At 66.9% G+C, this 18,507-nt stretch carries 24 protein-coding genes; all 24 read left to right on the forward strand.

Annotated elements, in window-relative coordinates; translation table 11 throughout:
- Positions 1 to 10 precede the first annotated feature (10 nt).
- Entirely contained in the window at positions 11 to 400 is a 390-nt protein-coding gene (locus tag J7E97_RS08175; RefSeq protein ID WP_215023916.1) for a head decoration protein, read from the forward strand.
- Positions 401 to 415: 15 nt separating this feature from the next.
- Complete coding sequence (locus tag J7E97_RS08180; RefSeq protein ID WP_215023918.1) at positions 416 to 1,462, forward strand: major capsid protein; 1,047 nt, start codon at positions 416 to 418, stop codon at positions 1,460 to 1,462.
- A complete protein-coding gene (locus J7E97_RS08185) occupies positions 1,459 to 1,764 on the forward strand; it encodes a hypothetical protein (protein ID WP_215023920.1) in 306 nt (101 codons plus the stop codon). The genes J7E97_RS08180 and J7E97_RS08185 overlap by 4 nt, the downstream gene beginning before the upstream one ends.
- Positions 1,765 to 1,767: 3 nt before the next feature.
- The gene (locus J7E97_RS08190) at positions 1,768 to 2,175 is read left to right on the forward strand and encodes a hypothetical protein (protein ID WP_215023921.1); all 408 of its coding nucleotides are present in this window, start codon (positions 1,768 to 1,770) and stop codon (positions 2,173 to 2,175) included.
- Positions 2,176 to 2,183: 8 nt separating this feature from the next.
- Complete coding sequence (locus J7E97_RS08195; protein WP_215023923.1) at positions 2,184 to 2,531, forward strand: hypothetical protein; 348 nt, start codon at positions 2,184 to 2,186, stop codon at positions 2,529 to 2,531.
- Positions 2,532 to 2,539: 8 nt separating this feature from the next.
- Positions 2,540 to 2,821 carry a hypothetical protein gene (locus J7E97_RS08200; RefSeq protein WP_215023926.1) on the forward strand — a complete coding sequence of 94 codons (282 nt, stop codon included), beginning with the start codon at positions 2,540 to 2,542 and terminating at the stop codon, positions 2,819 to 2,821.
- Positions 2,822 to 3,039: 218 nt separating this feature from the next.
- A complete protein-coding gene (locus J7E97_RS35630; RefSeq protein ID WP_251054067.1) occupies positions 3,040 to 3,246 on the forward strand; it encodes a hypothetical protein in 207 nt (68 codons plus the stop codon).
- Positions 3,247 to 3,464: 218 nt separating this feature from the next.
- Positions 3,465 to 4,232, forward strand: a complete 768-nt coding sequence (locus J7E97_RS08210) for an Ig-like domain-containing protein (RefSeq protein ID WP_215023928.1) — start codon at positions 3,465 to 3,467, stop codon at positions 4,230 to 4,232.
- A 71-nt stretch (positions 4,233 to 4,303) separates the two neighbouring features.
- Positions 4,304 to 4,657, forward strand: coding sequence for a hypothetical protein (locus J7E97_RS08215; protein ID WP_215023930.1), 354 nt, complete (start codon positions 4,304 to 4,306; stop codon positions 4,655 to 4,657).
- 4 nt (positions 4,658 to 4,661) lie between these two features.
- Positions 4,662 to 5,006: a hypothetical protein gene (locus J7E97_RS08220; RefSeq protein WP_215023931.1), complete on the forward strand. Its 345-nt coding sequence runs from the start codon at positions 4,662 to 4,664 to the stop codon at positions 5,004 to 5,006.
- 83 nt (positions 5,007 to 5,089) lie between these two features.
- On the forward strand, positions 5,090 to 5,422 hold the full coding sequence (locus J7E97_RS08225) for a hypothetical protein (RefSeq protein ID WP_215023933.1): 333 nt from the start codon (positions 5,090 to 5,092) through the stop codon (positions 5,420 to 5,422).
- Between the two features lie 19 nt (positions 5,423 to 5,441).
- Entirely contained in the window at positions 5,442 to 8,834 is a 3,393-nt protein-coding gene (locus J7E97_RS08230) for a phage tail tape measure protein (protein WP_215023935.1), read from the forward strand.
- Positions 8,834 to 11,074 (forward strand): hypothetical protein, encoded by a 2,241-nt coding sequence (locus J7E97_RS08235; protein WP_215023937.1) that lies wholly within the window; start codon positions 8,834 to 8,836, stop codon positions 11,072 to 11,074. Before J7E97_RS08230 ends, J7E97_RS08235 begins: the two co-directional genes overlap by 1 nt.
- Positions 11,075 to 11,077: 3 nt before the next feature.
- Positions 11,078 to 12,169, forward strand: a complete 1,092-nt coding sequence (locus tag J7E97_RS08240; RefSeq protein ID WP_215023939.1) for a DUF5047 domain-containing protein — start codon at positions 11,078 to 11,080, stop codon at positions 12,167 to 12,169.
- A complete protein-coding gene (locus J7E97_RS08245) occupies positions 12,166 to 12,774 on the forward strand; it encodes a DUF2793 domain-containing protein (RefSeq protein WP_215023941.1) in 609 nt (202 codons plus the stop codon). Before J7E97_RS08240 ends, J7E97_RS08245 begins: the two co-directional genes overlap by 4 nt.
- Positions 12,775 to 12,783: 9 nt before the next feature.
- Positions 12,784 to 13,413 carry a hypothetical protein gene (locus J7E97_RS08250; RefSeq protein ID WP_215023943.1) on the forward strand — a complete coding sequence of 210 codons (630 nt, stop codon included), beginning with the start codon at positions 12,784 to 12,786 and terminating at the stop codon, positions 13,411 to 13,413.
- A 54-nt stretch (positions 13,414 to 13,467) separates the two neighbouring features.
- On the forward strand, positions 13,468 to 14,391 hold the full coding sequence (locus J7E97_RS08255; protein ID WP_215023945.1) for a hypothetical protein: 924 nt from the start codon (positions 13,468 to 13,470) through the stop codon (positions 14,389 to 14,391).
- Positions 14,392 to 14,748, forward strand: coding sequence for a hypothetical protein (locus tag J7E97_RS08260; protein WP_215023947.1), 357 nt, complete (start codon positions 14,392 to 14,394; stop codon positions 14,746 to 14,748). It abuts the gene before it with no gap.
- 437 nt (positions 14,749 to 15,185) lie between these two features.
- Positions 15,186 to 15,545 (forward strand): hypothetical protein, encoded by a 360-nt coding sequence (locus tag J7E97_RS08265; protein WP_215023949.1) that lies wholly within the window; start codon positions 15,186 to 15,188, stop codon positions 15,543 to 15,545.
- An 86-nt stretch (positions 15,546 to 15,631) separates the two neighbouring features.
- Positions 15,632 to 15,862, forward strand: coding sequence for a hypothetical protein (locus J7E97_RS08270; RefSeq protein WP_215023951.1), 231 nt, complete (start codon positions 15,632 to 15,634; stop codon positions 15,860 to 15,862).
- A 288-nt stretch (positions 15,863 to 16,150) separates the two neighbouring features.
- On the forward strand, positions 16,151 to 16,528 hold the full coding sequence (locus J7E97_RS08275) for a DUF6221 family protein (RefSeq protein ID WP_215023953.1): 378 nt from the start codon (positions 16,151 to 16,153) through the stop codon (positions 16,526 to 16,528).
- A 117-nt stretch (positions 16,529 to 16,645) separates the two neighbouring features.
- A complete protein-coding gene (locus J7E97_RS08280; RefSeq protein WP_215023955.1) occupies positions 16,646 to 16,939 on the forward strand; it encodes a hypothetical protein in 294 nt (97 codons plus the stop codon).
- A 259-nt stretch (positions 16,940 to 17,198) separates the two neighbouring features.
- Positions 17,199 to 17,450 (forward strand): hypothetical protein, encoded by a 252-nt coding sequence (locus tag J7E97_RS08285; RefSeq protein WP_215023957.1) that lies wholly within the window; start codon positions 17,199 to 17,201, stop codon positions 17,448 to 17,450.
- On the forward strand, positions 17,447 to 18,469 hold the full coding sequence (locus J7E97_RS08290; RefSeq protein WP_215023959.1) for an integrase: 1,023 nt from the start codon (positions 17,447 to 17,449) through the stop codon (positions 18,467 to 18,469). The genes J7E97_RS08285 and J7E97_RS08290 overlap by 4 nt, the downstream gene beginning before the upstream one ends.
- The last annotated feature ends 38 nt before the right edge of the window (positions 18,470 to 18,507 follow it).

Here is an 18,507-nt window from a genome sequence, read left to right on the forward strand (position 1 = left end):
GAACGGGATCATGAACCTGAATCCGACGACGGAGTCGTTCGGGCAGGACGACCAGTCTTGGCTGGCGTCCGCGCACGGCACGAGCTCCGCACGGTCCATCACCCTCGACACCTCCACATTCACTGCCGGAACCCACTACCCGGCCGGGCACTTCCCCTCCGGCCTGCCGCTCGGGAAGATCACCGCGACGGGCAAGTACGGCCCGTACAGCAACGCCGCCTCCGACGGCACTGAGGTACTCGCCGGCTTCCTGTTCACCTCGGTCGACGCACCGTCGGTAAACACCATCGACCCGCAGGGCGCGATGCTCTGGCACGGTGCTGTCATCGAAGCCAAGCTGCCCGTCGCCGTCGACAGTGCCGGCAAGGTCGATGTCGCCGGCTACATCAAGTTCCTCTGAGAGGGGTGACCAACCATGCTGATCAACACTGACTACGTCGCCCCGGCCGAACTCACCGGCTACGTGCGCGCGGCCCTGGCAGACATGCAGATGAACCGGTTCCAGCTGGCCCGATTCCTGCCGAACCGCACGATCGACGACCTGCAGTACCGCTTCGACCGAGGCGGTGCCGAGGGACTCACCGAAGCGGCAACGTTCCGCAGCTACGACACAGAATCCCCGGTCGGCTCCAGGCCCGGCGTCACCCGCGTCACTGGTGAGCTGCCGCCCGTCTCCCGCAAGATCCGCCTGGGTGAGTACGACCGGCTGCGTCAGCGCCGCCTCACCGCCCGGGTCCGCACCACCATCCTGACCGACGCGGAGAGGATGACCCGCGCGGTCGCCGCCCGCATCGAGATGGCCCGCGGCGAGGCCCTCTACAAGGGCAAGATCGACCTGGCGGAGAACGGCATCATCGCCAGCGTCGATTTCGGGCGCTCCGCCGGCCATACCGTCAACGCCGGCACCGCATGGACCGACGTCGCCAACGCCAAGCCCCTCACCGACCTGATCGCCTGGTCCGACGTGTACAAGACCTCCAACGGTGTAGCTCCCGGCGTGGTTCTGCTCTCCTCCGCGGCGCTGGGTCTGGTGATCCGCAACGCCGAGGTACGTGCGCTCGCCGCGACCGTCGTCGGCACTCCCAACATCGTCCCGCAGGCCACTCTGCAGGGCATCTTCCAGGCTCACGGGCTGCCCCCGTTCGAGGTCTACGACGCGCAGGTTCGTGTGGCGGGCGCCAGCCAGTACGTCATCCCGCGGGACAAGGTGCTGCTCCTGCCCGCGCCGGGCGACGCGAACGATCCCGACTCGAGTGAAATGGGTGCCACGCTGTGGGGCACCACAGCCGAATCCCTCGAGCCCGAGTTCAGCCTCGAGGACGGGGAGGAGCCGGGGATCGTCGCGGGCGCCTACTCGACGAAGGACCCGGTCGCGGTGTGGACGAAGGCGGCAGCTGTCGCGCTTCCGATCCTCGCCAACCCGGACATGTCCTTCGCTGCGGACATCGGCACGATCTCGTGACCGGCCGGGTGAACTGCCACGTCTACGTCACCTCGAAGGACGGGACGAAGCAGGCCTGGCTGGCACCAGGCGATGCCCTGCCCGGCTGGGCAACGATCGACTCGAACCTACTCGAGGGCGAGTCAACCGAAACCGAGCCCCCGGCGCCGCAGGGCGGGGAACCGCCACGCTCTGGAAAGGGCTCGGGGCTCGCAGCCTGGCAGGAGTACGCGGCCTCGCTCGGCGTCGCCTACGACGCCGAGATGAGCCGCGACGACGTCATCACCGCCGTGGACGCCGCTGCCAGCACTTCGGAGGGGTGAGCGGTGGCGACCTACGCGACGGTCGCCGACTACGAGGCCCGCGCGGCCGTCACGCTGGCCGAACCACAGGTCAGCCAGGTAGAGGCCCTGCTGGAGGACATCGCCGCCCTCATTCGGACGAGCGTTCCTGCAGGGGTCTTGCCTGATGAGGGCGTCGCGCGGGCGGTCAGTGTCGCTGTCGCCCGCCGGGCCATGGCCAACCCGGGCGGCTACCGCCAGCGCACGGTCGGTCAGTACTCGGAAACTCTGGGCGAAGCCGGCGGTCTGTACCTGACAGAGGCGGAACTGGCGGCTCTCAGCACCAACCCGAACGGCAGCAGTGGCGACGCCGCCTACACTGTCGGACTCCGTGACGAGGGCCTGCCGGGCTGGATCCCGGATCCGGCTGACCATTACTGGCGACCCTGGTAGGAGGCCGCATGGTCTTCCATCAGGCAATCATCCGCGTCCGCGCGGGCAGTCGACTGGACCGCGGCGGAAACACTGTCGCGGACTGGTCACCGGAGAACGTCGACCGGCTCACCGTGGGGCGCGTCAGTGTGCAGCCCATCATGCAGTCCGAAACGGCAACACCCGAGCGCACCGCCGCCGTCACCGGCTGGCGGGTCATCAGCGAGCCAGGTGTCGATGCGGACATCCGCTACAACGACCGCATCGAATGGGACGGCATGACTCTGGAGATCGTTGGCGAGGTTGCCCGGTACCTGGACTTCGTGCATTCGACCCCTCACCACATCGAATTCGCCATGCGAAGGAAGACCGGCTAGGGGGCGGCATGCTGATCGACTTCAGGCTGGACCGGCGCGGCGTCGAAGAAGCGCTGAAGGCCGAACCCGTGCGGGACCTGATCGAAGCGAAGGCGCAGGAAGTAGCAGCGGGCGTGACGGCCCAGGTGCCCCCCGGCGTCGAGGTGAAGGTCGAGACCTACACAACCGACCGGGCTGCCGCCGTGGTGCTCATCAAGGATGTCCGTGCCATGGCATGGCAGGCCAGGGACGGAGTGCTAACCAGAGCGGCATCATCAGCCGGCCTCGAAGTCAGGGCGTGGCAGAGATGAAACCGCTCGTCGTGTTCGCTGACGGGCAGGCCGCAGCCGCGGCAGTGTTGCGATCGGCTCTGGCGTCCCGGGGCGAGCCATACGCAGACTCGGCCGAAGTAGGAACCCGGGTTCCCATCGATCGCAGTCCCGACGTGCCTCATCTTCCCTACGTCCTTGTCCGCAAAGACGGCGACATCCCGCATCCGTCGATGGCGAATTCACGCTGCACCCTACGTGTGACCGTCTGGCACAAGGACGCCGACCAGGCACACGACCTGGCGATGCTCTGTCAAGGCCTGCTCCTGGTGCACTCCGGCCCGGTCATCCGCGGTGTCCGCCCAGGGACTGGTCCGATCGCAGCGCTGGATCCGGACAGCGAGGTCGACCTTTCGACCTTCACCGTCCTTGCCAACGTCAGGCCGACTGTCGTAGCCCCCGCGTAAGTGGGACACATCTGACCCCTGGCGGTACGCGAACCTCCCGGACCTGCCTGCTCGCTCTACTGCGAGTACGCCGGCCTGACGCTCATCTGCCCCGACCTCCCGTCTCCGAGTGCGCAACAGCTTGAAAGGCATCCGCGCAACTGCCTGATGCTGACTCCGCTCATGAAGCCCCTGGCGAACCGGCAGGGGCTTTTGCATACCCCGAAGGAGAAAACGCTATGGGCGGATCGCCCCTCAAAGCCAACTTGTGGACCGAAGCCGACGTCTACATCTCCACCAATCTCGCCGCGACCCTGCCCGCCAACGCAAGCGCATCGTTCGGCGTGGACTGGGATCTCGTCGGCCTCCTGGACGGAGACGACGGCTTCCCCGAATCCCGCGACGAGGACACCGACGACAAGTACGCATGGGGTGGCATTCTCGTCCGCACCTCCCGCACACACTTCAAGCTGACCAAGTCGTTCACCGCGCTCGAGGACAACGACACCACCTTCAGCCTGCTGTGGCCGGGCAGTACTGCCACGAAGATCAAGGTGCCGCGGCCCGCGAAGGTTCGCGTTGCCTTCGAGGTCCGCGAAGGTGCCAAGGTCCGGCGCCTGATGACCAGCAACTACGCCGAAGTCAGCCTCGACGGCGACCACGGCGAGAACGAAACGGACCTCGAGTCCTCGACTTTCGTGGCCACAATCTTCCCCACGGCGGGCGGGGACCTCTTCGACCGCCAGAACACCCCGACGATCACGGCCCTGGACGTCTCGCCGGCAACCAAGACGCTGGCCGTCGGGGCGATTGGTGCGCTCGTCGCCACCGCCACCTACGACGACCTGTCCACCGCCGTCGTCACTGAGACCGCGGCCTGGGTCTCCAGCAACTTGACCAAGGCCACTGTGGCCTACGGCTACGTCACCGCCGTAGCCACAGGATCCGCCACCATCACGGCCACCTACGGCGGCTTCTCCGACACCTGCGCCGTAACGGTCAGCTGACCGCCGGGGCGCGGCGCGTTCGTCGCGGTTCGGCCGCGCCCCGGTGCACCACCCGAACCGCGAGGAGTGCCATGCCCGTCAGCTACACCGAGCAAGAGATCCGCGAACAGGCCTTTCACCTCGGGCTCATCGGCGATCGGCAGGCAGATGTCCCCAGGAACCTGCGCAGCAAGGTCATCGCCACCCTCGTGGAAGGGAACCGCCCGAGCGAGGCCCCCTCGCCGAGGGAGCCGCAGCTGGCGCAGGCAGTCGTCATTCAGCCCGGTGGCACGGTCCTGGTCGATGGCGAGCCCTTCCCTTGGCTCATCGCCAGGCAGCCCATGGAAATCAGCCTTGATCCCGAAGGCATCAGCACTGTGCGGCTGACCCTCATGGCCGCGAGCGTGCAGATCGTCCAACCCGAACCGCGACCCGAAAGCGAGTAGCGACATGACCACCCGAACCGCGACCAGCAAGCCGTCAGACAGCAACCCCTTCGACTTCAACCTGGACACCGTCGAAGCGGAAGTAGACCTCATCCCCTTCCGTGTCCACCACGGCGGGCGTCGGTTCGAGTTTGCCCACCTGCAGGGACTCGACGTCTGGGACCTCGTCGGCGCCGCCGAGACCGGAGACATGGGCGCCACACTCGGTCTATTCCGTGTGGCACTCGGAGACTCCTTCGACGACTTCCGCAAGATCAAGCTGGCCCAGTACAAGATGCAGAAGCTCTTCGCCGCCTACCAGCAGCACTGCGGGTTGGAGCCGGGGGAATCCGAGGCCTCCGGGAGCTGATCCGGAGGCACGGCAAGGCCCTCGAGGCGGATCTCGCGGCCACGTACCCGGGTGTCCGGCTGAAGCACGTCTACACCGGCGAGATGACGTGGCGTGAGCTGAGCAGCTACGTGCAGGGGCTGCCCCCGCGGGCGCGTGTCCGTACCGCTCTGCGTGAGGGTCGAGAAGAACCCACTGGCGAGCAGGTACTCCTCGCCGACGTCTTCGACATGCTCCAGCACGTGAATTGGACACTGCAGGCGGTCAACGTCACCGACAAGTCCAAGGCGCCCAAGCCTCCGAAGTCCTACCCGCGGTGGTGGGTTGCTTCGGCCTCCTCAAAGGTGCCGGACGCGCAGCGGCTGGAGCGCCTCGAACGTGCCCGCGAGAGGGCACGGGACCGCAAGCGGCAGATCCAAGAGGGCGTCATCGCCTGACCCACGCGAAGGGGGACCGGTGCCCAACGTCGGCTACGCCACGATCCAGATCATCCCCTCCGTCCGCGGCATCTCCGAGGAACTTCGCCGACAGCTGGGCGGGCCCGCTGTGGACGCCGGCGACCAGGCTGGACGCGAGTCTGGCAGCCGTTTCTCTGGTCAGTGGAAGGTCGCTCTGGCGGCGGGTGGTGCGGCGGCGGGTGCAGTGCTCGTTGCCGCAACCATCGGCGCCATTGAGAAAGAGAAGATGGCGGACAAGTTGTCTGCCCAGCTCGGTCTTTCGGGCAAGGGGGCCCAGCAGGCGGGGAAGTTGGCCGGCTCCCTGTATTCGAAGGCAGTTGTCGCCTCATTCGAGGACGGGGCGGCCGCGGTGCGGGCCGTTATGGGCTCTGGTCTGATTCCGGAGAAGGCCACCACCAAGAGCATCGAAGAGATCACCACCAAGGTGTCGGACCTCGCCAGCACTTTCGAGCAGGACCTGACTGGCACCGCGAACGCCGCCGCTCAGATGATCCGTACCGGCCTGGCCAAGGACGGTGCGCAGGCCCTGGACCTTCTGACCAGGGGGCTGCAGTCAAGTGCCGACAAGGCCGGCGACTTCCTGGATACCGTGAATGAGTACGGCACCCAGTTCCGCAAGGCAGGGCTGGACGGGACGACCGCCATCGGCCTACTCAATCAGGCGATCCGCGCAGGCGCCCGCGACAGCGACGTGGCCGCGGATGCCATCAAGGAATTCGGCATTCGCGCCACCGATGGCTCGAAGAGCAGCATCGAGGGCTTCACGACGCTTGGCCTCTCCGCCGACGACATGGCAGCCAAGTTCGCCGAAGGCGGCTCTGCTGCGACAGGCGTCCTCGACATCACCCTCGACCGGTTGCGGGACATTAAGGATCCGGTCCTGCAGGCCCAGACGGCTGTCGCTCTCTTCGGGACGCAGGCTGAGGATCTCGGGGCCGCGTTGCTGGCGATGGATCCCACTACTGCAGCGGCGGGGCTTACTGAGGTGGAGGGCGCGGCTAAGGCCCTAGGTGACACCATCCGGGGCAACACTTCGACCGAGTTGGACATCCTGCAACGGCAGTTCATGAGCGGTGTGGGTGTCGTCGTCGACAAGGTGGTCCTGCCAGCCCTCCTCGAGCTCATCAGGGCCATCCGCCTCATCGACGACGCGATTGGCCCGGTGGTGAACTGGCTGAAGGAGTGGGGTGTCTGGCTCATCCCCATCGCGATTCTCGTGGGTGGACTGACGATCGCCCTGAATGCCCAGGCCATCGCGACTGCCGCGGTCACGGCGGTCTTCTCGGTCTATCGAGCGGCCATCCTGGTCGGCACTGCGGTAACGAGCGGCTTCACGGCGGCGCAGGCGCTGCTCAATGCGGTGATGGCGCTGAATCCGATCACTCTCGTGGTGATCGCGCTCATCTCCCTCGTGGCTTTGATTGCAATCGCTTGGAAGCGCAGCGACACCTTCCGCGCCGTCGTGATGGCGGCTTGGGCCGGCATTCAGACCGCGGTGAAGTACGCGTGGGAGACGATCATCAAACCGGCCTTTGACGGTTTCATGACTGGACTCAAGGCAGTCGGCGCTGCTGCGATCTGGTTGTGGGAGACCGCCCTCCAACCCGCCTTCGCTGCGATCTGGGAAGCGGTGAAGCTGGTCGCAACAGCGATCACTGTAATCTTCATCACCCCCACCATCATCGCTGTCAAGCTCCTTGGCGCGGTCTTCTGGTGGCTTTGGGACATTGCGATCAAACCGGTATTCGACCTGGTTGCCGCAGGCGCACTGTGGCTGTGGGGCAACGGCATCAAGCCCGTGATCGACGACTCTGTGGCGGCCGTCAAGCTGCTCGGCGCCGCGGCTGTGTGGCTGTGGGAGTTCGCCCTCAAGCCGGTCTTCGATGCGATCGTCGCGGGGGCGATCTGGCTGTGGGTGAACGGGATCAAGCCCGCCTTCAACAGCTTCATGGCGGGCCTCGGTCTGCTGGGCTCTGCCGCCATGTGGCTGTGGAACAACGGCATCAAGCCCGCTTGGGACGGCATCGGGGACGCGATCAGATGGGTGTGGCAGAACTGGATCAGGCCGACCTTTGACAGCTTGTCCAAGGGTGTCGACACAGTCCGTTCCAGTTTCGATACCGGCGTCAGCGCGATCGGTCGGATCTGGGATGGGCTGAAGGACATCACGAAGAAGCCCGTGCAGTTCATCATCGACACCGTCTACAACAACGGCATCCGCAAGGTGTGGAACGCGGTCGCCGATTTCACCGGAGCCAAGGAGCTTGGCGTCCTCACCTTCGCTACCGGCGGCAGCGTATTCGGGGCCGGGACCGCAACCTCGGACTCGATCCCTGCACTGCTCTCCAACGGCGAGCACGTATGGACGGATCGCGAGGTGCGAGGTGCTGGCGGCCACGGGGCGGTCGAGGAGCTGCGAGCCATGGCCCGCAGTGGTGGATCCATGTTCGCGAAGGGAGGCGCCGTCGGCATCCCGCGATATGCGGATGGTGGTGTCGTCGACTGGCTGTCCGGCAAGGCCCGCCAGATTGGCGGCGCCGTCATGGATGGCATCGAGTTCATGACCAGTCCGAGCAAGGCCTGGGACGTGGCAACCAAGTTCATCCGCGACCAGATCGGATCCAGCTTGACCGGCTCGGAGTGGGCGCAAGCCCTGTCCCAGTTCCCGATCAAGATGCTGCAGAAGCTTAAGGACAAGGTCGTCTCGGCAGCGGAAGGCCTGATTGGCGGCTCGGCATCCGGGTCTGTCGCCGCGGCGATGGGCTTTGCCCGGTCGCAGGCCGGCAAGCCGTACCAGTGGGGCGGCGCTGGCGACCCGTCGTGGGACTGCTCCGGTTTCATGTCCGGCATTCAGAAGGTCATCCAAGGCCTCAGTCCTGGTGGCCGCCTTTGGTCGACGTTCTCCTTCCAGGGAGACACCGCTCCGGCCGGATGGCACCGCAATCTGAAGAGCCCGTTCATGATCGGCATCACCAACGACGGCGTCGGACACACCGCCGGCACCCTGGCTGGCATGAACGTCGAGTCCCGCGGCGGTGATGGCGTACTCGTCGGGAATCGGGCCCGCGGCTACAACTCACCGCTCTTCCACGACCGGTACGGATTCGCGCCAGCTCTCCGGAAGTACGACGACGGCGGCTGGCTCCAGCCCGGCGTCACCGCCTCCATCAATGCGACCAGCCGACCGGAAGCCATCCTCACCAGCCCTCAGTGGAACGCGCTGGTGAGTCTTGCCGCACGGAACGCGTCCGGCCCCGCTCGTTTCGAGGGTGATCTCTACCTGGACAGTGGTGAATTCTTGGGCCGCGTTCGGGGCGAGGCTGCGCAGATCGTCGATGGCCGATTCACCGAGCTGGAGAACGCCTTGAGCGGCGGAGCGAGGAGGATCTGATGGCGATTCCGGGAAACATGCTCTCCGTCGCCACGGAGAGCATGGACCCGAGCACGTCGGGCTGGACAGCGCTGCTGAACTGCTCGATGGGGGCGGGGACGGGAGGCCGGAACGGCGACGGCACACTCAAGCTCACGTCCACGGCGTCGGGGGAGATGCGTGCTCGCACGGTCTCCTCGTACACCGTGATACCCGGGACGCTGTATCAGGTCTTCGCGGACGCTTCGGGTGCGACGGTGCCGGAGCGGATCGGGATCCGCTGGCTGACGTCCGCCGGTGTCGAGATCAGCTACACCTGGTCGCTGACGACCGCGTCCGCGTCCACGTCGTGGCACCGGATCGGGGTCGCGGGTGCCGCTCCGACGGGGGCGACGCGCGCGCAGGTGGTGGTGTCAGCGTCGCCGGTCGCGGGCGGTGTCATCAACTATTTCGAAAACGTGTACCTCGGCCTCCCAACCCGGACGCTCGGGAACCTCTTCCCGTTCGGCACGGAGTCTCTGGAGGTGGATACCAGCGGCTGGACCGCCGATACCAACTGCGTGATCTCTCGGGTCGCACCTGCAGTGCAGTGGGCCGTCGACTACTACCTCGCTGGCGGCGAGGTCCTGGCGCTGACGGCCTCGGCCAACGGAAACATGAGCGCCCGGACCGTGGAACGGCCGGGCGCCACGGCTGGCACCGAGTACCTCGCCTACGCCCTGCTCAGCCCGCCCACATCCGGCTCGGCTGCATGGCTCGAGCTCCGCTTCTACAACGCGTCGAACACGCTGGTGCAGACAACCCGCGGCACCCTGGCGGCACCGGGCACTGGCTACTACCAGCAGCGGGTCTCGGCGGTGGCCCCGTCGACCGCCACGACGTGCGGTGTGTACGTGGGCGTGGACACGGCTACGACCGGCCAGATTCTCCGCGTCGAGGGCGTTGTCGTCACGGTCGCCCCGCCGATCCAGACCGGCAGCATCCTGCCCTACGCCGATGCCAGTTTCGAGCACGGCATCGCGGGCTGGACCGTGGCCTCAGGCGTGGCGACCCTGGCTCGGTCGACACCGTGGGGCACCTACTCCACGGACGGCGCGTACTCCCTGACGGTCAGCTCGGCAACGGCCACGACGTCAGTGCTCCGGAGCGCCAAATTTCCTATCGGCACCGGCATGGCCGGTCAGCCCTTCCGCCTGCTTGTTTTCGATCAGGTCACCGCCGGCGGGTGGACCATGACGCGCGCTGTCCGCTGGTACAGCGCCGCCAACGCGGATCTCGGCACGACGGCGAGTTCGGCAGCAGCGGCCCCCACGCCCGGCTGGTGGTACCAGTCTCAGGACGTGACCGCCCCAGCCACCGCGACGCAAGCCGCGGTTGAGATCACGCTGACGGCGACGACCACGTCGTCGGTGATCCGCTTGGATCAGATCGCTTTGTGGCACGTCCTGCCGATGACGAGCGTCACCGCCGTGGATTCGACCGCTTCGATCACGCTGACACTGCGGGAACTCATCGTGGACCAGCTGCTTCGCGTGTATCGCGTCACCGCCGACGGCGCCCGCACCCTGGTCCGAGGGGAGGCGGGTCTCCTTGACGGTACCTTCGAGATCGCCTACGACACGACGACGATCGAGGACTACGAGGCACCTCTCGGCGTCCCGGTCACCTATCTCATCGAGATGATCGACCCGTCGGACATGTCGGTCGAGGCGCGAACGTCAGACGATGTGACGATCGCGCACGCGGACGCCCAATACGCCTGGCTGAAAGATCCGGGATACCCGTCGCGGAATTTGCAAGTGATGGTGGAGCGGGCGCCGGATTGGCAGCGGCCGATCGAGCAGTCCGTGAGCCGCGTCAAGGGCCGCCGCAACGCGGTGACCCTGTCAGATGTCCGCGGCGGCCTGGAGGGCGATCTCCTCGTCTACACACAGTCCGACGACGAGCGGCGCAGCCTGCATGCTCTCCTGGACCCGGGCCACACCCTGCTGTGGCAGGCTGCACCCGGGATGGGCGTCGACGACATGTACGTGTCCGTCGCTGGCGTCACCGAGGCCCGCACCGGCGGTCCCGCCACGGACGAATGGCGCTCCTGGGCCCTCTCGCTGACCCAGCAGGACATGCCGGCCACGGTCGGTGTGTCTGGCTCTGCAGGCCGTACCTGGCAGGACGTCCTTGCCGATTTCCCCACATGGCAGGCCGTCCTGGACGCCTATCCCACTTGGGAGGACGTTTTCCTCGACCGTCGAATAGTGGGGTGATGCGTGTACCCCGTCTCCGATCGGTTCCTTACCCGCCTTGCGGAGTCACACCGGGTCGTCTGGGACATCAAGCTCCTCCGGACAGACGGCCAGGTTGTGGCCATCGAACATATGGGCGGCTCTGTGTCGGTCGACCGGAGCCGTCCAGTGCACCGCACCTGCACGGTCACCACCACCGACATCTCCCTGATCCCCAGAACTCCTGCCGAGCAGGTTGCGGCATACGGCGCGACGCTGCGGATCGCTCGTGGCGTTGAGTACGGCGACGGCACGACCGAGCTGGCACCCCTCGGAGTTTTCCGGCTGGAGGACGTCAGCGGAGACCCGGTCCACGGTCCCGTCACCCTGACCGGCTCCAGCCTGGAGGCCGCCGTCGCCGACGACAAATTCACCGGGCCCTTCCAGGCGTCGGGGACGGTGGTGTCGGCGATCTCGGAGACCATCCGCCGTAGCATCCCGACGGCAGACATCGCCAGCACCATCGTGGATGTCCCGATCGGTTGGCGAATCTGGGACACCGAGGCAGACCCGTGGGCGGGCGTGCAGGAGATAGCTGCCGTCGCGGGCGCCGAGGTGTACGCCAATCCTGACGGTGGCTTCGTCATCAGCCAGCTTGCCGACCCGCTGACCACCACCCCCGTGTGGTCCGTGGAGGCCGGCGAGGGCGGCGTCTACATCAGCGGCGTCCGCGGCATGTCCAGCAAGGGCGTCTACAACGGAGTCCTCGCTCGCGGGGAATCGACCGGCGCGGACGTGGCGCCCTGTTTCTACCTGGCCACCGACTCCGATCCGGGCAGCCCCACGTATTGGGGCGGCCCTTTCGGCCGCCGGCCGCGCTTCTACAGCAGCTCCACCCTGCTGGACGCGTCCGCCTGCATGGCTGCTGCGGAGATGCTGCTCCGCTCGGCTAAGGCACCGAACGCCATTGGCGACTTCTCCAGCCTTCCGAATCCAGCTCTCGAGACGGGCGACGTGATCCGCGTTGTCCACCCCGACGGCACAAAGGAACTCCACCAGGTCGCTGCCTTCGCCGTCCCCCTCGATGTCTCCGGCAGCTTCCCCATCTCCACGATCAGCGCCAAGGAGGACTCGTGAGTTCTTCGATGGGCCGCAGCCTTGCGGACGCCATCGGCCGCCAGGCCGTGGATTCGGCGCTGGCCTCGCCGATGGTCCGTGGAGCTGACTGGCGGCAGGCGATCGTCGACACGGTCAATGCGGATGGGACGGTCACCACGACAGACGATGTCGTAGCCCGGCGGATAGGCCGGTACCTGTCTCCCGCCGCTGGAGACCGCATCATCATCAGCGTCTCCGGCTCCGGCCAGTGGCTGGCTCTAGGTCGGCTTGCGACGGGGACCAGCGGCTGGACGACGCTCCCTCTCGCCTCCGGCTGGACGGCCCACGCGTCCTTCTACACGCCGGCGTACCGGCTGATGGGCGACGGCACCGCGTCCCTGTGTGGCCTGGCCGAGACCACCAACGTCCTGGCCGCTGGCGCGACCGTGGCGACGCTCCCGACAGAAGCCCGGCCAGCGAAACGGGTCCGCATCACGGTCGAGGTCGCCGGTGGAGTCATTGGCGTCATGACGATTCTGACCACCGGCGCCATCACCCTTGATGATTTCACGGCCGCAGTGCCAGGTGCGGGCGGTTCCAAATTCGCCGAGTACGACGCTTTCGGTACCTACAGGCTCATCTAGGGAGGCCGCGTGACCAGCGCAGACGCATCAGGCCAGGGCATACTCCTCCCTCGCCTGACCGACCCGCCCAACATCGACACGTTGTACAGCCTGCTCAACTCGATCATCAGCAAGACGGTGCTGACCTTCGCCAGCGCGAGCGCTCGCAATGCCACCCTGACTTCGCCCGTTGAAGGCCAGATGGCGTGGCTGCAGGACACGAACGTCCTCACCCAGTACACGGGATCGGCGTGGGTGAACATCCTGCCCGGCGGTGTCTGGACGGCCTACACGCCAACGTGGACGGCTACGACTACCTCGCCCTCCCCTGGAGCCGGGAGTATCACCGGCAAGTACATCGAGTACGGCCAAGAAGTCCACGCCATGATCCAGGTCGTTCTCGGGGCCGGCTTCTCGATGGGGTCCGGGATCTGGCGCTGGAGTCTACCGACGGCCATGACCGGCACCTGGGTCGGCGGGACCCTGTCACTCAGCCGTCCGGTCGGACAGGACCTGAGTGGTGTCCTCATGTCGGGCGCCACCTCTACCACCGTCCAGGCGATCGCTCCTGGCGGCGCTGGCAACTGGGTCAACACGACAATCCCCACGCCGGCCAACGGCGACACACTCACCCTGTACGCCGCCTACCACAAGGCGTAGCCACCTCAGCCCCGAACCGTGATGGCCGGGGCTTTCCCATGCCCTGGAGGCATCATGGCCAAGACTGGGCCCCAGCGGTACCCCGGCGCGTCGACCAACTACTGGCACCAGTCCGCCTTCCCGGGCAACGCCATGGAGTCCAACGTCGGCGTCATCCACACCACCGAAGGCCGCACCCTTCCCGACTACCGCGGCGGCCGCGACGCCCCCAACTTCACCGCAGTACCAGACATCCCCAACCAGAAGCTCCGCTGGTACCAGCATTTTGACTTCGACGTCTCCAGCCGGGCCCTCATGAATCTGGCCGGTGGTGTTGAGACCAATACGGCAAATGCCGTCCAGATCGAATTGGTCGGCACCTGCGACGAACGCAATGCATCCAGCTGGGACGGCAAGCGAGCTGGCGTCGACTACATCTTCTGGCCGACAGCCCCCGACTGGGCGCTCGTCGAGCTCGGCAAGTTCGTGCGCTGGGCCCACGACAACCACGGCGTACAGCTGAAGTCGACCGTCACCTGGAAGCCCTACAAGCAGGGTCAGGTCGGCGGCTCCTACGGCCAGAACAACGGCGTCCGCCTGAGCGGTCCCCAGTGGGGCGCCTACTACGGGTGGCTCGGCCACCAGCACGTACCCGAAAACGACCACGGCGATCCGGGCAACCTCGACTTTGCGCGAGTCCTCGCCCACGCCGGCGGCCAAGCAACCGAGGAGGACGACATGCCCACCCCGTTCGAGCTTTGGGCGTACAAGGGCACCGGCGTGACCGCCGACGCCTATGCCTACCTGCTGGACAGCAACCGGCGACTGGTCCTCCTGGCGACACAGGTTGCCGGCCTGTCCGCCGCCGTAACGGCCCTCGTGGCGAAGGTCGGCGAAGACGTCGACACCGCCGAGGTCATCGCCGCAGTCAAGGCAGCCATCGCGGCGGCCGTCGTCAAGGTCGACGTCACCGTCGACGACCTCACCCCGGGAGCCTAAATGAGGATCTTCAACCGCGAACCGGCGCTCTGGCTCGGCCTCGTCGCCATCGCCGTCAAGCTGCTCGCCGCTTTCGGCATGGACGTATCGGCTGACCAGCAGGCCGTCATCAATGCGTTCGCCGCAGCCCTGGTCGGCCTCATCCTCGCATTCGTCGCTCACGACGCCATCGGCGCCGCGGTCCTTGGATTCGCCCAGACGGTCCTCGCGCTCGCCATTGGCTTCGGTCTTGACTGGTCCGCCGAGCAGCAGGCCGTCGTACTCGCCACCGCCGCCGCTGTCGTCGCCATGTGGGAACGCACCCAGATCACCGCACCGGCGCCCGCTGTCGCGGTGGGCCCCGTCCGGAGCGTGTAGGTGAGGTGCCGTGCAGCCCGGCGGCTCCACAAGCTACTGGGCCGCCGCGGCACTTTCCTTTTCATACTCGGCATCGGCAAGACGTGTTGGGGTGTCAGCTTCCTGGTTGATCCGCCCAGCACCGAGGGGCTTCAGCTCCTCACTCAAATCTGTTCCATACGCCACTGGGCCTGGCTCTGGATCGCAGCAGGCCTATTCACCACCGCCTCCGCGTTCCTACGCGTGGGCCGTGACCGTTTCGGATTCGTCGCCGCACTGGTTCCGCCGGCCGTGTGGGCGATTGCGTATCTCGCCGCTGTCGTCAGCGGCGACTACTCCCGCGGCGCTTGGGTCGCGGTTTGGTACCTCACCTCTCACGTGGGGGTGATCCTGTGGGCCGCGACGGTGCCCGAGCACTCCGTGCCCAAGTCTCCGCGCGGCCGGAGAGCTGAGGGCGGATGAACTTGTGGGCGGCGATAGCGACGGTCAGCGGCGCAGTGCTGACGTTGGTGGGAGCCGTGTACGCGGCGCGATCGTCACGGGCGGCGGCAGTAGCGTCCGCCCGTGCCACGGAAGTTGCGGCGGTCGTCCAGAGCGAGCCGGCGCAGCGTGCCGCTGACCTGCAGGCGTTCAGGGAGATCCGGGAAAAGACGGACCGCGATCTCGCGGAGACACGGGAAGAGGTTCGGTCCCTTCGATCGCTGGTCCGGGCATTCGTCTACTACGTCGGCGAGATGACCACCCAGATGAGGCAGCAGGGCATCGAGCCTCCGGCACCGCCGGACAGGATCACCGATTACAACCGAACTGGAGTGTGACGTGCATGCCTGAAGGCGACTTGGGGCCACGTCCAGTGGTGCCGCGGCGCCACCGAGCCGTTGCGGACGCCGAGACGCTCGTCGAGATGGGCGTGCTTGAGCCGCAGCGCAAGCCACCGCCCGACGTGCCCGCTGAACCGCCCGCCGGGGAGGCCGCGAATTTGGCCGCTCTCAATGCGGCACTCGCTCAGGCCGGCGTCCCCAAGGGCGCTGCGGACGACGAGGCGGTAGCCGAGCTCGCCAAGCTTGACGCGGAGACCGTCCAGGCCATTACGGAGTGGGTCAAGCACGAGAAGCCACCCAAGCCGGAGAAGTAAGCAAGCCCCCGCCCGTCTGGGCGGGGGCGCTTTGCTGTGCACGAGGCTGACGGCGCAGCGTACTCTAGCCAGGACCTCGCACTGGCGAGGGGCTACCGGGTTGATCGCCGGTGGCTACCCGACGACAGGCTGCGGATGGGATGGGCCAGTGCACGCCCTGCCCCTGTAACGGCCCGGATCGCGAATAGCGGGGGGATGGGTTCCCCGCAAGACTTGACCCCCACCGCTACGGCGGTGGGGGTCTCTTGTTGCCCCAGGAGTGTTGCGCAACGGCCGGTACAATTGGGCATGCCAAAGGATCTGATCAACTTCCTCCGCGCCCGCCTCGAAGAGGACGAGCGCCTTGCCCACTTGGCCACACCTGGACCGTGGGCGGTCGATGGTGGCACCGTGTACGCCGGACACCTCGTCAACGAGATTGTCGACTACAGCGAGAGCGCTGACCACATCGCCCGCCAAGATCCGGACCGCATCCTCGGCGAGGTGGACGCCAAGCACAGATTGTTGACCATGTACGAGGAAGCCGGGCGGACCCGCTTCCAGCCCCCGACCGCTGAACGATGGATGGCCGCTGGGGTAGAGAGGGCGGTCTTGGAGGACATCTTCCGCGCATTCGCCGCCGTGTACGCCAACCACCCGGACTACTGCGAGGAGTGGCGGCCGTAGGGCGCGCGATAACTCCCACGTACCGATGGCTCGGCGTCGGCGGATCGGCAGGTCGGTGCTGGGAGTTGGACCCCCGATAAGATGCCATATCAGCGCCCAGAATTGGTACAATTGAGCATGGCCGACGACTCACGTGCACGACTCATCGCGTACCTCTGTCAGGCGGGGCTGAGTACCCGCCGCGCCCATGCCGTCCTCGACGATGCCGTGAAGGCGCAGAAGGAAGAGAACGACGAGCTTCGCGAGAGGCTGCGGAAGGCGGAGCGTGCGGCCAACTTGCTTGCCGCCGACCACCGCGCGGTCGAACGCGTGCAGCGCAGGCTGGACGCCTGGGAAGAGCGGCTCCCGGCGAACGTGGCGAAGGCCACCGTCATCGACGTTCTACGCCAGGATCTGGACGGATCCGCATGACCGCCCGACCGCCGCTGATCACCGACCACTGGTTCCGCGAGGGGCCAGTCCGCCCCGACGGATCGGACGGCTACTGGATCTGCGACCGCTGCGGCCAGCACCGAGGCGACCACCTCCAAGCCGAAGGGCACTGGTTGAAGCCGCTGCATCCATTCACCCCTCAGGCGCATTGGCGGCCGTCGCACTGCAAGACGTGCGGCAGGCAGCGCCGTCACACGACACACACCCCATGGCTCTGGGAACAACTGGAGGACGCGGCATGAAGGTGAAGCGGATCGACCTCGACGACGACGAGATGCCGGAGCGCATTCTCGTTGAGCTGTCGCACGACGAAGCGGTCTACCTAGCCGTCCTGCTCGGCAAGCAGAGCCCCAGCGACCGAGAGGCCATCCTCCGGGGCGGAGGATCACTCGGAGGCGGGGTGTACAACGGCTTGGTCGGCACCGTCTTCAACACCTTCTACGAGGACGGCGTCAACGACGCCGTCGCCGCGATGCGGGGGAGCGAGTGAGCGACTCCGCCGAACTCGTCCCGCACCAGGGCGCTGCCCCTGCCGTCTACGACCCGGCGACCCTCGCTGTCCTCGCCGCCATGGAACAGGTTGCCGAGGAACACCTCGACGCCATCCGCCCCCACAACACGAAGCGCGGTTACGCCAACGACTGGGCGCTCTGGGCCGAGTTTCACGACTGGCTGGCCGAACGCAACGGCCACCAGCTCCCGCTCACGGCTGTGACCAAGGGGACGCTGGTCGGATTTGTCACCTGGCTCGACGTCATCAAGCTCGCGGCGCCGAACTCGATCGACCGGCGGATCACAGGTGTCACCGTCACCGCGCGCGCCCAGGGCGTCGAGGTCCCCAAGCAGGCGACCGAAGCCGCGCGCCAGGCGTTGAAGCCGATGAAGGCCGACCCCGAACGCCTTGCCCGCGGCCGGGGCAAGGCCGCCGCCGTCACACCCGAGCAGCTCCAGCGGATGCACGCCGCCGCCCCGGCCAGCCTCGCCGGAATCCGCGACCGGGCGCTCTGGCTCATGGCGTTCGCGATCGCCGGCCGGTCCGCCGAGGTCGCCGCCCTCCGCGCCGACGGCATCACCCACGTCAGCCAAGGCCTTGACGTTCACGTCCCCAGCGTCAAGGGCCGCCCCGCCCGGGACGTCGTCGTCGCCTACGGCAAGAACCCCGACACCTGCCCCGTCCGCGCCTGGCTCACCTGGCGAGCAGCAGCAGGCATCACGGCCGGCCCGGCCTTTCTGCCCATCAGCGTCCACGGCGCCCTCGGCAGCGACGGCCTGTCCCCATCAGCCTGCCGGGAGATCATCGCCCGCAGTGCCGAACGCGCCGGGATCGCCGTCCGGCTCACCGGCCACAGCATGCGGGCCGGCTTCATCACCGTCAGCCGCAAGGCCGGCAAGCGCGAGGAGAAGATCCGCGCGCAGTCTGGCCACGCCGCCAACAGCCCGGTGTTCTGGGGGTACATCCAGGAAGCCGACCGGTGGGCCGACGCCGCGTCCGACGACATCGGCATCTAAGAACTCAACAAGACGTTAAGCGCTACAAGGAGGGTTCA

The sequence above is a fragment of the Streptomyces sp. ISL-66 genome (genome assembly GCF_018614135.1).
GTDB lineage: Bacteria > Actinomycetota > Actinomycetes > Streptomycetales > Streptomycetaceae > Streptomyces.